The organism is Pseudomonas sp. R9.37, from assembly GCF_963878885.1.
GTDB lineage: Bacteria > Pseudomonadota > Gammaproteobacteria > Pseudomonadales > Pseudomonadaceae > Aquipseudomonas.
Map to the genome: position 1 here is coordinate 275663 of NZ_CAWNZA010000032.1, position 13312 is coordinate 288974.

Below are 13312 nucleotides of genomic sequence, written 5' to 3' on the forward strand. Positions count from 1 at the left end.
GAAGTGAAAGGCAGTTGGCGCCTGTCGCGGCAACGCTATATATAGTGGCAACAAGGTGAGGTCAAGCGCAGCATTCTGCGCGACCTGCCGTTATTGCCCTGAAAAAAGACTGGGTTCGGCCTGGACCAAAGCAAAGCGCGGGACCTGCTCGCCGTCAACTTCGACGGTCTCCAGGAACATGCTCAATGGGCGCACCCAAAAGCCGTAATCGCCATACAGTGCTTGGTAAAACACCACTTCTTCTTCGGTCTCGGAGTGCCGCGCCACGTTAAAAACGCGGTACTGCGGCCCCTTATAATGTTGGTAGAGCCCTGGTTCGACTTTCATGCTCTGGCCCTCTTACAAAATTTGTTGAAAAAAATATTAAAAATCCCAAAAAACAAAAACCGGGGCACTGGGCCCCGGCTTCCGTCAACGCAACGCTTAGACGCGTTCGAAGACGGTGGAAATGCCTTGGCCGAGACCAATGCACATGGTTGCAACCCCAAGGTTGCCGCCATTTTGCTTCATCACGTTAAGCAAAGTGCCGGAAATACGTGCACCGGAGCAACCGAATGGGTGGCCCAGGGCAATCGCACCGCCGTGCAGGTTAACCTTCTCGTTCATCTTGTCGAGTACTTTCAAATCTTTCAGCACTGGCAGGGCCTGTGCGGCGAAAGCTTCGTTGAGCTCGAAGAAGTCGATATCGGAGATGGTCAGGCCCGCGCGCTTCAAGGCTTTTTGTGTGGCCGGTACTGGACCATAGCCCATGATTGCCGGGTCCACACCCGCCACGGCCATCGAACGGATCACGGCCATCGGCTGGATACCCAGGTCCTGGGCACGCTGCGCCGACATCACGATCATGCACGAAGCACCGTCGGTGATTTGCGACGAAGTACCGGCTGTCACGGTGCCGCCCTTTGGATTGAAGGCAGGTTTCAAGGCTGCCAGGCTTTCCAGGGTGGTGTCCGGACGAATGGTTTCGTCGTAGTCGAACAGTTTCAGGAAACCGTTTTCGTCATAGCCGTTCATCGGGATGATTTCATCCTTGAACTTGCCTTCCACCGTCGCCTTGTGGGCGAGCTGGTGGGAGCGCAGGCCGAACGCGTCCTGGGCTTCGCGGGTAATGCCGTGCATTTTGCCGAGCATTTCTGCGGTGAGGCCCATCATGCCCGAGGCTTTTGCCGCGTACAGCGACATGTGCGGGTTAGGGTCGACGCCGTGCATCATGCTGACGTGACCCATGTGCTCCACGCCGCCGACCACGAACACATCGCCGTTGCCGGTCATGATCGCTTGGGCAGCGGTGTGCAGCGCGCTCATCGAGGAGCCACACAGGCGGCTGACGGTCTGGCCAGCGGCAGTGTGCGGGATCTGGGTCATCAAAGACGCCATGCGCGCGATGTTCCAGCCCTGCTCCAGGGTCTGGTTGACGCAGCCCCAGATCACGTCTTCGACTTCGTTCGGGTCAACCTTGACGTTACGTTCCAGCAGCTTGCTGATCAGGTGCGCCGACATGTCTTCGGCGCGGGTGTTGCGGTGCATGCCGCCCTTGGAGCGGCCCATCGGTGTGCGACCGAAGTCGACAATCACCACGTCTCTTGGATTCAAGCTCATAAATATTCTCGCTCTATTCGTCTGGGCGCTTAACCGAAGAAGCTCTGGCCATTTTTGGCCATTTCACGCAGCTTCGCGGTCGGGTGGTACAGCGGGCCCAGATCAGCGTATTTTTCAGCCAGGGCAACGAACTCGGCCACACCGATCGAATCGATGTAACGCAGCGCACCACCACGGAATGGAGGGAAACCAATACCGTACACCAGGCCCATATCGGCTTCGGCGGCGGTTTCAACGATGCCGTCTTCCAGGCAACGTACGGTTTCCAGGCACAGGGCGATCATCATCCAGTTGATGATGTCCTCATCGGACACCTCACGCTGCTCGTAGATGACCGGCGCGAGTACTTCGTGAACCGAAGGGTCGGCCACTTTCTTCTGCTTGCCCTTCTTGTCAGCCTCGTAGGCGTAGAAGCCCTTGCCGTTTTTCTGGCCCAGACGCTTGGCTTCGTAGAGTGCGTCGATCGCCGAACGGCGGTCGTCTTTCATGCGGTCCGGGAAGCCTTCAGCCATGACGTCACGACCGTGGTGGCCGGTGTCGATGCCGACCACGTCCATCAGGTACGCCGGGCCCATTGGCCAGCCGAATTTTTCCATGACCTTGTCGATACGCACAAAGTCCACACCGGCGCTGACCAGCTTGGCGAAACCGCCGAAGTAGGGGAACAGCACGCGGTTGACCAAAAAGCCCGGGCAGTCGTTAACGACGATCGGGTTCTTGCCCATTTTCTTGGCGTAGGCAACGGTGGTGGCAATCGCCAGCTCGCTGGACTTCTCGCCACGGATCACTTCCACCAGCGGCATCATGTGCACCGGGTTGAAGAAGTGCATGCCGACGAAGTTTTCCGGACGCTTGAGGGCCTTGGCCAGCAAGCTGATGGAAATGGTCGAAGTGTTCGAGGCCAGAATGGTGTCTTCTTTAACCTGAGCTTCCACTTCCGCCAGTACGGCTTGCTTGACCTTCGGGTTCTCGACAACCGCTTCGACCACCAGGTCGACGTGGCCGAAATCACCGTAGGACAGCGTAGGACGAATGCCGTTAAGCACTTCAGCCATCTTCGCTGCGGTCATGCGACCTTTATCAACGCGGCCCACCAGCAGCTTGGCGGCTTCCGCCAGGCCTTGCTCGATGCCGTGTTCGTTGATGTCTTTCATCAGGATCGGCGTGCCTTTGGAGGCCGACTGATAGGCGATACCGCCGCCCATGATACCGGCGCCGAGTACGGCAGCCTGTTTCACGTCTTTGGCGATTTCGTCGTAGGCCTTGGCCTTTTTCTTCAGTTCCTGATCGTTCAGGAACAGACCGATCAGGCTCTGGGCTGCCGAGGTTTTCGCCAGTTTGACGAAACCTGCAGCTTCCACTTCCAGGGCTTTGTCGCGACCGAAGTTCGCGGCCTTCTGGATGGTCTTGATCGCTTCAACCGGCGCCGGGTAGTTCGGGCCGGCCTGGCCTGCCACGAAACCTTTGGCGGTTTCGAACGACATCATTTGTTCGATGGCGTTGAGCTTGAGTTTTTCAAGCTTCGGCTGACGCTTGGCCTTGTAGTCAAATTCGCCGCTGATGGCGCCTTTGATCAGGTTCAGTGCTGCTTCGGCCAGTTTGTCCGGGGCAACCACAGCATCGACGGCACCGACTTTCAGCGCGTCTTCCGCTTTGTTTTCCTTGCCGGCGGCAATCCACTCGATGGCGTTGTCGGCACCGATGATGCGCGGCAAGCGCACGGTGCCGCCAAAACCTGGGTAGATGCCCAGTTTGACTTCAGGCAGGCCGATTTTGGCGGTGGCCGACATGACACGGAAGTCTGCGGCCAGGCACATTTCCAGACCGCCGCCCAACGCGATGCCATTGATCGCGGCGACGGTTGGCACGTTGAGGTCTTCGAAATCGCTGAAAATCTTGTTGGCTTCGAGGTTGCCAGCCACCAGCTCGGCATCGGGCAGCTTGAAGTTGTCGACGAATTCGGTGATGTCAGCGCCGACGATAAACACGTCCTTGCCGCTGGAGACGATCACGCCCTTGACCGAAGCATCTGCTTTGATGGTGTCTACGGCCTGACGCAGTTCGTTCAGGGTTAGACGGTTGAACTTGTTGACGGACTCACCCTTGAGGTCGAATTTCAATTCGACGATGCCACTTTCAAGAGCCTTAACCGTGATGGCTTTACCTTCGTAAATCATCAACTGATCTCCACGATATGGAAGCTGAACAGTACACATTGGACGCTGGCCTCTGGTTGGACATTGATTATTGGGTCAATGCTCATGCCAATCCGCCAGGCACACCCGCCAACGCGCTAGTCGGGGTTCTGTATGAGCGGTCTGACAGACAAACGCTCAATTCATACGCCCGTTTGATTTGGGTACGTCACCTTCATCCAATTCCGGGCAATTGTCAATCGCTCGAAAGGCTAGGAAAAACGCGACTTTCCAGTCAGTTCAGAACCCAGGCCCACGGCTTGCGCCGCGCCAATATTCGACTATTCACGAAATCAATAACGGAAATTATGTGGGAAAAGGCTGTACAGAACAGGATATGCCGCTAGGCTAGCGACAACCTTAATGCGCCTGGATGAACATCCGACGCATGCGTTACCGATTTACCGGCCTGCCTGGCCAACTCCAGCCCGATGATGATGTCGGGCTTTTTATTGCCTGGGTTTTATCCGACAGGCATCAAGCCAGGGCCTTGAGCAACGCATCAATATCCTTCAACACGCTCGCCTCGCCCTTCTCGCCCCAGTACAGGGCGATCATTTGTTTGTCCGCCTCGACCTTGTAGACGTTATCCGGCAGGGTCGCAAAATGCGCCAACAACGTTTCATCGACGCACACTTCGCGCCACTGATTGACCCAAACCCCGGGCTCCAGCTGCCAGTAACACCAGAGGGCAGGCGCACTGGCGCGGCGCGGTCGGCAGTACTGCGCGCAAGGGCTTGGCGGCTCGTGCTTGAGCCAGTACGGCCAGTCCTGCGGCGCCAATTGCATGGCCAGGCCAATGCGGCGCGCCTCCATGCGCAGGGCCATGCGCCCACTCTGATGGCGCGAGGGACGCAACCATGCCAGAGGGCTCAGCACCACGAGAAGGATTGACACCACTATCCAGACCGTCATATGTGTACTCCCGAATTTCTAGATGAGCGGATTTGACCTGACGCAACCCCATCCGCTTGAAAGCAGCCATACTGAACTTATTGCAGTCCCCTGGAGGAACGCGCCATGCCCAACGAACACTCCTACAAACATATCCTGGTCGCTGTCGATCTGACCGAAGAGTGCGACCCAGTGATCAAGCGCGCGCAGGCTTCAGCAATCGCCAACGGCGCCAAGCTGTCACTCGTGCATATTGTCGAGCCTATGGCCATGGCGTTTGGTGGCGACGTGCCCATGGACCTTTCCCAGTTGCAGCAACAACAATTTGACCAGGCCAAAGAGCGCCTGGACCGGTTGATCCTCAAGTACCCGGAAGTAACCAAGGAAAATTCCCACCTCACCTACGGTCAGCCTCGTCAGGAAATCCACCACCTGGCCAAGGAACAGGGCTGTGACCTGATCGTGGTCGGCAGCCACGGCCGTCATGGCCTGGCGCTGCTGCTGGGCTCGACTGCCAATGACGTACTGCACGGTGCGCCGTGTGATGTGCTGGCAGTAAAACTGGTAAAAAATACGTAAGCACGGCGCTAACCAACTGTGGGAGCGGGCTTGCTCGCGAAAGCATTCTGTCAGTTGACGCATCCGGCGACTGATGTACCGATTTCGCGAGCAAGCCCGCTCCCACATTTCTAATCGCACTCCATATAAAAAGCCCGGCGTTCATACAAATGGGCGCCGGGCTTTTTTAGTGCGCTTGAATCAATCAGGCATCCAGCTCGGCCCAACGCTCAACCAACACTTCCAGCTCCTGGTTCAACGTTTCCAGGGAAGCAATGACCTTGGCAGTTTCCGCCGCCGGACGCAGGTAGAAACCTGCGTCCGCCATTTCTGCTTCTACTGCGGCAATCTGCTGTTCCTTGGCGTCGATATCGCCCGGCAAGGCTTCCAGCTCACGTTGCAGCTTGTAGCTGAGCTTCTTCTTGGTCGACGGTGCAGCATCCTGGGCCGGAGCAGCAGCGGCAGCCACTGGCGCAACGACAGCGGAGGTCAGGTCGGCCTTGCCGGACTTGCTCTCGGTCACGCCCAGCAGGCGCGGCGAGCCGCCCTGACGCAGCCAGTCCTGGTAACCACCGACGTATTCACGCACCTTGCCTTCGCCTTCGAAGACCAGGGTGCTGGTGACCACGTTGTCGAGGAATGCCCGGTCGTGGCTGACCATCAGCACGGTGCCGTTGAAGGTCAGCAAGACCTCTTCCAGCAGTTCGAGGGTTTCCACGTCGAGGTCGTTGGTCGGTTCGTCGAGCACCAGCAGGTTGGCCGGCTTGCTGAACAGTTTGGCCAGCAGCAGGCGCGCACGTTCACCACCGGACAAGGCTTTCACCGGCGTACGTGCGCGTTGCGGGCTGAACAGGAAGTCGCCCAGGTAGCTCAGCACGTGGCGGCTCTGGCCGTCGATGTCGATAAAGTCGCGGCCTTCGGCGACGTTGTCGATCACGGTTTTTTCCAGGTCCAACTGATGGCGCAACTGGTCGAAGTAGGCCACGTCGATGCGCGTACCCTCTTCCACCGTGCCGCTGGTCGGTTGCAGACCATTGAGCATCAGCTTGAGCAAGGTGGTCTTGCCGGTGCCGTTGGCGCCCAGCAGGCCGATACGGTCGCCGCGCTGCAGCACCATCGAGAAGTCCTTGATCAGGAACGGGCCGTCCGGGTGATGGAAGCTGACGTTCTCCAGCACCATCACCTGCTTGCCCGACTTGTCGGCGGTATCCAGCTGGATATTGGCCTTGCCGGTGCGTTCACGGCGCTCGCTGCGCTCAACACGCAGGGCTTTCAAGGCGCGTACGCGGCCCTCGTTACGGGTGCGACGGGCCTTGATGCCCTGGCGGATCCAGACTTCTTCCTGAGCCAGCTTTTTGTCAAACAGCGCGTTGGCGGTTTCTTCAGCGGACAGTGCGGCTTCCTTGTGCACCAGGAAACTGGCGTAGTCGCCGTTCCAGTCGATCAGGCCGCCACGGTCCAGTTCAAGAATGCGCGTTGCCAGGCTCTGCAGAAAGGCACGGTCGTGCGTGATAAACAGCACGGCGCCCTGGAAGTCCTTGATGGCTTCTTCCAGCCAGGCGATTGCGCCAATGTCCAGATGGTTGGTTGGTTCGTCGAGCAACAGCAGGTCCGGCTCGGACACCAGCGCCTGGGCCAACAGCACGCGACGACGCCAGCCGCCGGACAACTCGGCGAGGGTCTTGTCGGCCGGCAGCTGCAGGCGGCTCAGGGTACTGTCGACCAGTTGCTGCAAGCGCCAGCCGTCACGGGCTTCGAGGTCTTGCTGGACGTGCATCAGCTTGTCCAGGTCTTCTTCGGTGACGCAGTTCTGCGCCAGGTGATGGTATTGCGCGAGCAACTCGCCGACGCCGTCCAGGCCTTCGGCAACCACGTCGAACACTGTCCGTCCGTCGGCCACCGGCAATTCTTGCGGCAATTCGCCGATCTTCAGGCCCGGGGCGCGCCAAACAGAGCCGTCATCGGGCTTCTGATCGCCTTTAACCAGCTTCATCATGCTGGACTTGCCGGTGCCGTTGCGGCCGATGATGCACACCCGCTCACCACGGGCGATCTGCCAGGACACCTTGTCCAACAACGGCATAGCGCCGAAAGCAAGGGACACATCGCTGAATTTGAGCAGGGTCATACGCTTCTCCAAAAACTGGGCGCGCATTCTACCTGACTTGAAGGTGGGATGCGGTCGGCATTTTCGCTGTCGACACGTTCTGCAGGACATTTACGATGAACTTCAGCCAGCCGGCCGGCAAAGCTTTCGCCGGTCGCTGGCAAAAGGCTAAGCTAGGGGCAATCAGTGTCGGCGGTGCCGGTGCTAGTCGTGATTTCTCTGCACGGACGTCTCATGCGCAGTCGCCTTTTCAACTTTTTATCTTGTCTGCTTCTTTCCGCCACCGCCGTTCAATCCGCCCAGGCCGTGGACCTCACCACCCAACGTCAATATTACGATGAAGCCAAACGCGCCCTCGCCAAAGGCGACAGCGGGCCGTACATGCAATACAGCCAGGCCCTGGCCGACTACCCGCTCACGCCGTACCTGGCCTATGACGAGCTGACCGCGCGCCTGAAAACCGCGAGCAACGAAGAAATCGAACAGTTCCTCGCTAAAAACGGTGACCTGCCCCAGGCCAACTGGATGAAGCTGCGCTGGTTGCGCTGGCTGGCCGACCGTGGCGACTGGCAGACGTTTGAAAAGTACTACGACGCCAAACTCAATTTCGTCGAACTGGACTGCCTGCATGGTCAGTACCAGCTCACCCATAACTTGAAAGCCGAAGGCTACAAGACCACCGAAAAACTCTGGCTGACCGGCAAATCCCAACCCGCCGCGTGTGACGCCACGTTCGGCCAGTGGGCCGCCGATGGCCAACTCACTGAACAGAAAATCTGGGACCGCGCCAAGCTCGCCGCCGAAGCACGCAACTACGCGCTGGCCAACAGCCTGGTGAAAACCCTGCCGACCCTCGGCGCCCAAGGCCGCCTGATGGTCGACGTGGCGCAAAAGCCGGACATGCTCAGCGACCCGTCACGCTTCCTGCCGGCCAACGAGGCGATGTCTGACGCCGTCGGCCTGGGCCTGCGCCGCCTGGCCCGCCAGGACCCGGACAAGGCCATGGCGCTGCTCGACGGCTACGCCAGCAGCATGCACTTCTCGCGTGACGAAAAAGTGTCGATCGCCCGCGAAATCGGCTTGACCCTGGCACGCCGCTACGACCCGCGCGCGCTGGACGTGATGACCAAATACGACCCCGAGCTGCGTGACAACACCGTCTCCGAATGGCGCCTGCGCCTGCTGCTGCGTCTGGCACGCTGGGAAGATGCCTACCAGTTGACCCGCAAACTCCCACAAGACCTGGCGACCACCAACCGCTGGCGTTACTGGCAAGCGCGCAGCCTGGAGCTGGCCGAGCCGAAAAACCCGCAGCCGCTGGTGCTGTACAAAAACCTTGCACAAGAACGGGATTTCTACGGTTTCCTTGCCGCCGACCGCTCCAAAGCGCCGTATCAGCTGAAAAACAAGCCGCTGGTGATGAGCCAGGCGCTGGTCAACAAGGTCCGTAACACGCCCGGCGTACGCCGCGCGCTGGAGTTCTATGCACGTGGCCAGATTGTCGATGGCCGCCGCGAGTGGTACCACGTCAGCCGCCACTTCAACCGCGATGAAATGGTCGCCCAGGCCAAGCTGGCCTACGACATGAAGTGGTACTTCCCGGCGATCCGCACCATCAGCCAGGCCCAGTACTGGGATGACCTGGATATCCGCTTCCCGATGGCCCACCGTGACACCTTGGTGCGCGAAGCCAAGGTGCGCGGCCTGCACTCCAGCTGGGTGTTTGCCATTACCCGCCAGGAAAGTGCCTTCATGGACGACGCGCGCTCCGGCGTCGGCGCCAGCGGCCTGATGCAACTGATGCCCGGCACCGCCAAGGAAACCGCGCGCAAGTTCAGCATCCCACTGGCCTCCCCGGCCCAGGTGCTGGACCCGGACAAAAACATCCAGCTTGGCGCCGCCTACCTGAGCCAGGTGCACAGCCAGTTCAACGGTAACCGCGTGCTTGCCTCCGCCGCCTACAACGCCGGCCCAGGGCGTGTACGCCAATGGCTGCGCGGTGCTGATCACCTGAGTTTTGATGTGTGGGTGGAAAGCATCCCGTTCGACGAAACCCGCCAGTACGTGCAGAACGTGCTGTCTTATTCGGTGATCTACGGGCAAAAGCTCAACTCGCCGCAGCCGTTGGTGGATTGGCATGAGCGGTATTTTGACGATCAGTAAGGTTGACTGACGAAGAGCCTGTGGCGGTTTTTTCTGGTGCGGGGCTCGGCTTGGCCAGCAGGTTTAATGTGGCCAGCAGGCTTGTTGTGGCGAGCAGGCTTGCCCTGCGCTGGAGTGCGAAGCGCTCCCCATCCAGGCGCCTCGGCATAACCGCTCAAACCGGGTAGACAGGTTTTGGGGCTGCTACGCAGCCCAACGCGGGGCAAGCCCGCTCGCCACAACAAGCCTACTTGCCACAACAAGCCCGCTCGCCACATCCGGCCTGCTAGCCACAACAGGCCTGCTCACCACAGGAACAGCGCAATGCAGGCCGGCTATGCCTCGCTTTTCGCGACCTCATCACCATCATTGAACTGCAACGCCGCCAACCGCGCATACAAAGGATTGCTCGCGATCAGTTGCTGATGCGTGCCCACCGCCACCAGCTTGCCCTGGTCCATCACCGCAATGCGGTCGGCGTTTTTCACCGTTGCCAATCGATGCGCAATCACTAACGTGGTACGGCCCTGCATCAGTTGCGGCAATGCCTGCTGAATCAAATGCTCGCTCTGGGCATCCAGTGCGCTGGTGGCTTCGTCCAACAGCAGAATCGGCGCGTCCACCAACAACGCACGGGCGATGGCCAGGCGTTGGCGCTGGCCGCCGGAGAGGCCCATGCCGCCGTCGCCAAGGTGAGTCTGATAGCCCTGGGGCATTTGCAGGATGAAGTCGTGGGCATGGGCAATGCGCGCCGCAGCCTCGACCTGCGCGGTGGTGGCGGACGGGTTGCCGTAGCGGATGTTTTCTTCGACGCTGCCGAAAAACAGCGCCGGGCTTTGAGACACCAATGCGAAGTGGCGGCGCAGGTCCATCGGGTCGAGCGCGGTCAGCGCGTGGCCTTCGAGCAGAATGCGGCCGTGCTGGGGATCATAAAAACGCAGCAGCAGGTCGAAGATCGTGGATTTACCGGCGCCGGACGGCCCGACCAGTGCCAGGGTTTCGCCAGGATTAATGGTCAGGCTCAAACCATCGATGGCATAGCTGTCCGGGCGCGACGGGTAGGAAAAGCGCAGGTCTTGCAGTTCCATGCCGCCGCTGACGCGCTCCGGCAACCGTACGGTGCCATCGGCTGGCGCCTGGATTTCATTGCTCGACTGCAACAACTCGCCAATCCGCTCGGCAGCACCGGCGGCGCGTTGCAGTTCGCCAAGTACTTCGCTTAACGTGCCGACCGCACTGCCGACGATCAGGCTGTAAAACACGAACGCGGCCAGCTCACCGCCGGAAATGCGCCCGCCAATCACGTCCATCCCGCCGACCCACAGCATCACGCCAACGGCGCCGAGCACCAGCATGATCACCAGCGTAATCAGCCAGGCGCGTTGCACGATACGTTTGCGCGCGGTAGCAAAGGCCTCCTCCACGGTGACGGCAAAACGCTGCTCGTCCTGGACCTGATGGTTGTAGGCCTGCACGGTCTTGATCTGGCCGAGGGTTTCGGACACATAACTGCCGACGTCAGCGATGCGGTCCTGGCTCAGGCGCGAGAGGCTACGCACACGCCGGCCGAAAATCAGGATCGGCGCCAGCACCAGCGGCAGCGCGATCACCACGATACTGGTGAGCTTGGGGTTGGTGACAAACAGCAGCACGATGCCGCCGATGACCATCAGGGCGTTGCGCAGGAACAGCGACAGCGAGGAGCCGATCACCGATTGCAACAAGGTGGTGTCGGTGGTCAACCGCGACTGGATTTCCGAGCTGCGATTGTTTTCGTAAAAGCCGGGGTGCAGGTAGATCAAATGGTTGAACACTTGCCGGCGAATATCCGCCACCACCCGCTCGCCGATCCACGACACCAGGTAAAACCGCGCAAACGTACCCACGGCCAGGCCCAGCACCAGAATCATGAACAGGCCAATGGATTGGTTGAGCAGGTGCGGCGACTGCGTCATGAAACCCTGGTCGACCAGCAGGCGAATGCCCTGCCCCATGGACAAGGTGATGCCTGCCGTGACGATCAGCGCCAGCAAGGCACCCAGCGCCTGCCAACGGTAGGGCGCGATAAAGCGGCTGGCCAAGCGGATCGCACGGCGTTGACGGACTGAGAACATGGAGGGCAGCACCTGCGCAGGGGAGATAAGTATCTACACCACAACATTGGGGGAACTTGAGTAAATAACAATGAGTCAGGTTAATTATGCCCGCCGATGCTGATCCCTAGAGGTTATCGGTCTAACCCCCAGCTGGAAATTTGTATCGCTTTCTGGTGGACTGGTTGTTCGAACCGGTGACTTTGTAAGGAGTTGTAATAGCTTGGTCACGCGGGGGGCTTAATGTAAGAAACACAGTAGGTACACAACCTGATGAGGAGACAGGCAATGACCTTGCAAAACAGCAGCGATGCCAAGATTGAAGTGATCCGCCAACCGCAGCATCTGCCTTGCTCCGTGATCGACGCTCAAGGCCGCGAAGTGCAGATTACCGAAGAGATGATCCAGCAAGCGTGCCGCGAACTGGAACAGCGCCTGGTCAAGCCTGCGCAGCAAGGCTGATACGCCCGAGCTCTTTCAAACCCGGCCCCTGTGGCCGGGTTTTTTATGCCTTGCGTATGTGCACGCCCTTTGCCGGCGCGTTGCGTTAAAGCAGTTCGGCGCCCAGGGCGGTGACGATCGCCGACAGCGCGGCAGAGTCGCCATTGATTCGCACCTTCAAGCCGTCAATCTCACGGCGCTGCGGATAATACTTGCGCAGCAGGTCGAACGCCTTGCGTTGCTGGTCCACAGAACCTACGAGGCTACGGCGCAAATCCGCGTCATCACGGCGCGGGTCGTACACGCTGCGGCACAAGGTCGCCAACGCCCAGGCCGGGTCGGTCGAAGCGTTCAAGTGCACCTCGGCCAGCCAGGGCTGCGGCAGCAGATCACTTAGCTGGATGCTCGGCGCCTGGCCCAGATGGGCGCAGAACGCCTGATAAATCTGTGCAGTGCCGCGCTGCTTGCCGTCGAGGCTGTACCCGGCGATATGCGGAGTGGCCAGCACACACAGGTCAGCCAGGTCGGCGTCCACTTCCGGCTCACCCTCCCACACGTCCAGCACGGCCTGCAGGTCCTCGCGCGCCAGCAACACTTCGCGCAGGGCCGCGTTATCCACCACCGGACCACGGCTGGCATTGATCAGCCAGGCGCCAGGCTTGAGGCGGTTGAGGCGCTCGCGGTCAAACAAATGCCAGGTGGAGCCGTTGCCGGACTTGGTCAGCGGCGTGTGCAGGCTGATGACGTCGCACTGCTGGATGATCTGTTCGAGGCTGACGTAATCGCCGTCTTCAGCGATCTGGCGCGGCGGGTCACACACCAGCACGTTCCAGCCCAGGCCCTTGAGCACCTTGACCAACCGCCCGCCGACTTCACCGGCACCCACAACGCCATAGGTGCGCTGATTGAGTTCAGCGCCTTCGATTTCGGCCAGGGTCTGCAGGCTGCCCAGCACATAGTCCACCACGCCACGCGCATTGCAGCCCGGCGCGCTGGACCAGGTGATGCCGGCCTGCTTGAAGTAATCCAGGTCCAGATGGTCGGTGCCGATGGTGCAAGTGCCCACAAACCGTACCTGTGTGCCTTCCAGCAACGCGCGATTGACGTTGGTCACCGAGCGCACCAGCAGCACGTCGGCCTGCTCGACCGTGGCGCGGTCGATGGACCGGCCGGGCACCCGGCGAATCTCGCCAAACCCTTCGAAGAATGCATCGAGCAGCGGGATATTTTCGTCGGCAACAATCAGCATGGCAGGCTCCTTTCGCGGACCAGCAGTGTACAGG

The 13312-nt window shown here is 60.0% G+C and carries 10 protein-coding genes; 3 read left to right on the forward strand and 7 right to left on the reverse strand.

All coding sequences use genetic code 11. From position 1 onward, the window contains the following. Nucleotides 1–90: 90 nt before the first annotated feature. The 4 genes from AACU78_RS17055 to AACU78_RS17070 all read right to left on the reverse strand — a co-directional run bounded on the left by AACU78_RS17055 (nt 91) and on the right by AACU78_RS17070 (nt 4709). Nucleotides 91–327 (reverse strand): DUF1653 domain-containing protein, encoded by a 237-nt coding sequence (locus tag AACU78_RS17055; protein WP_021490990.1) that lies wholly within the window; start codon nt 325–327, stop codon nt 91–93. A 96-nt stretch (nt 328–423) separates the two neighbouring features. Next, on the reverse strand, nt 424–1599 hold the full coding sequence (gene fadA / locus AACU78_RS17060; protein WP_106576936.1) for an acetyl-CoA C-acyltransferase FadA: 1176 nt from the start codon (nt 1597–1599) through the stop codon (nt 424–426). Nucleotides 1600–1628: 29 nt separating this feature from the next. Beyond that, nucleotides 1629–3776, reverse strand: coding sequence for a fatty acid oxidation complex subunit alpha FadB (gene fadB, locus AACU78_RS17065; protein WP_106576937.1), 2148 nt, complete (start codon nt 3774–3776; stop codon nt 1629–1631). A 495-nt stretch (nt 3777–4271) separates the two neighbouring features. Then, nucleotides 4272–4709, reverse strand: coding sequence for a hypothetical protein (locus tag AACU78_RS17070; RefSeq protein WP_106576938.1), 438 nt, complete (start codon nt 4707–4709; stop codon nt 4272–4274). A gap of 105 nt (nt 4710–4814) precedes the next feature. Here AACU78_RS17070 and AACU78_RS17075 point away from each other — a divergent pair, with 105 nt between their 5' ends. Then, complete coding sequence (locus AACU78_RS17075; protein ID WP_106576939.1) at nt 4815–5267, forward strand: universal stress protein; 453 nt, start codon at nt 4815–4817, stop codon at nt 5265–5267. 184 nt (nt 5268–5451) lie between these two features. Here AACU78_RS17075 and AACU78_RS17080 read toward each other — a convergent pair whose 3' ends face one another. Then, entirely contained in the window at nt 5452–7374 is a 1923-nt protein-coding gene (locus tag AACU78_RS17080) for an ATP-binding cassette domain-containing protein (protein WP_106576940.1), read from the reverse strand. A 213-nt stretch (nt 7375–7587) separates the two neighbouring features. Here AACU78_RS17080 and AACU78_RS17085 point away from each other — a divergent pair, with 213 nt between their 5' ends. Next, a complete protein-coding gene (locus tag AACU78_RS17085) occupies nt 7588–9516 on the forward strand; it encodes a transglycosylase SLT domain-containing protein (RefSeq protein ID WP_106576941.1) in 1929 nt (642 codons plus the stop codon). A 314-nt stretch (nt 9517–9830) separates the two neighbouring features. Here the strand turns inward: AACU78_RS17085 and AACU78_RS17090 are convergent, their stop codons facing one another. Further along, nucleotides 9831–11609, reverse strand: a complete 1779-nt coding sequence (locus tag AACU78_RS17090) for an ABC transporter transmembrane domain-containing protein (RefSeq protein WP_106576942.1) — start codon at nt 11607–11609, stop codon at nt 9831–9833. A gap of 267 nt (nt 11610–11876) precedes the next feature. Between AACU78_RS17090 and AACU78_RS17095 the strand changes: the two genes are divergently transcribed. Further along, the gene (locus tag AACU78_RS17095; RefSeq protein WP_027604248.1) at nt 11877–12050 is read left to right on the forward strand and encodes a PA1571 family protein; all 174 of its coding nucleotides are present in this window, start codon (nt 11877–11879) and stop codon (nt 12048–12050) included. Between the two features lie 85 nt (nt 12051–12135). On the opposite strand, the gene pdxB is transcribed toward AACU78_RS17095, so the two are convergent. Beyond that, nucleotides 12136–13278, reverse strand: coding sequence for a 4-phosphoerythronate dehydrogenase PdxB (gene pdxB / locus AACU78_RS17100; protein WP_106576943.1), 1143 nt, complete (start codon nt 13276–13278; stop codon nt 12136–12138). Between the last annotated feature and the right edge of the window lie 34 nt (nt 13279–13312).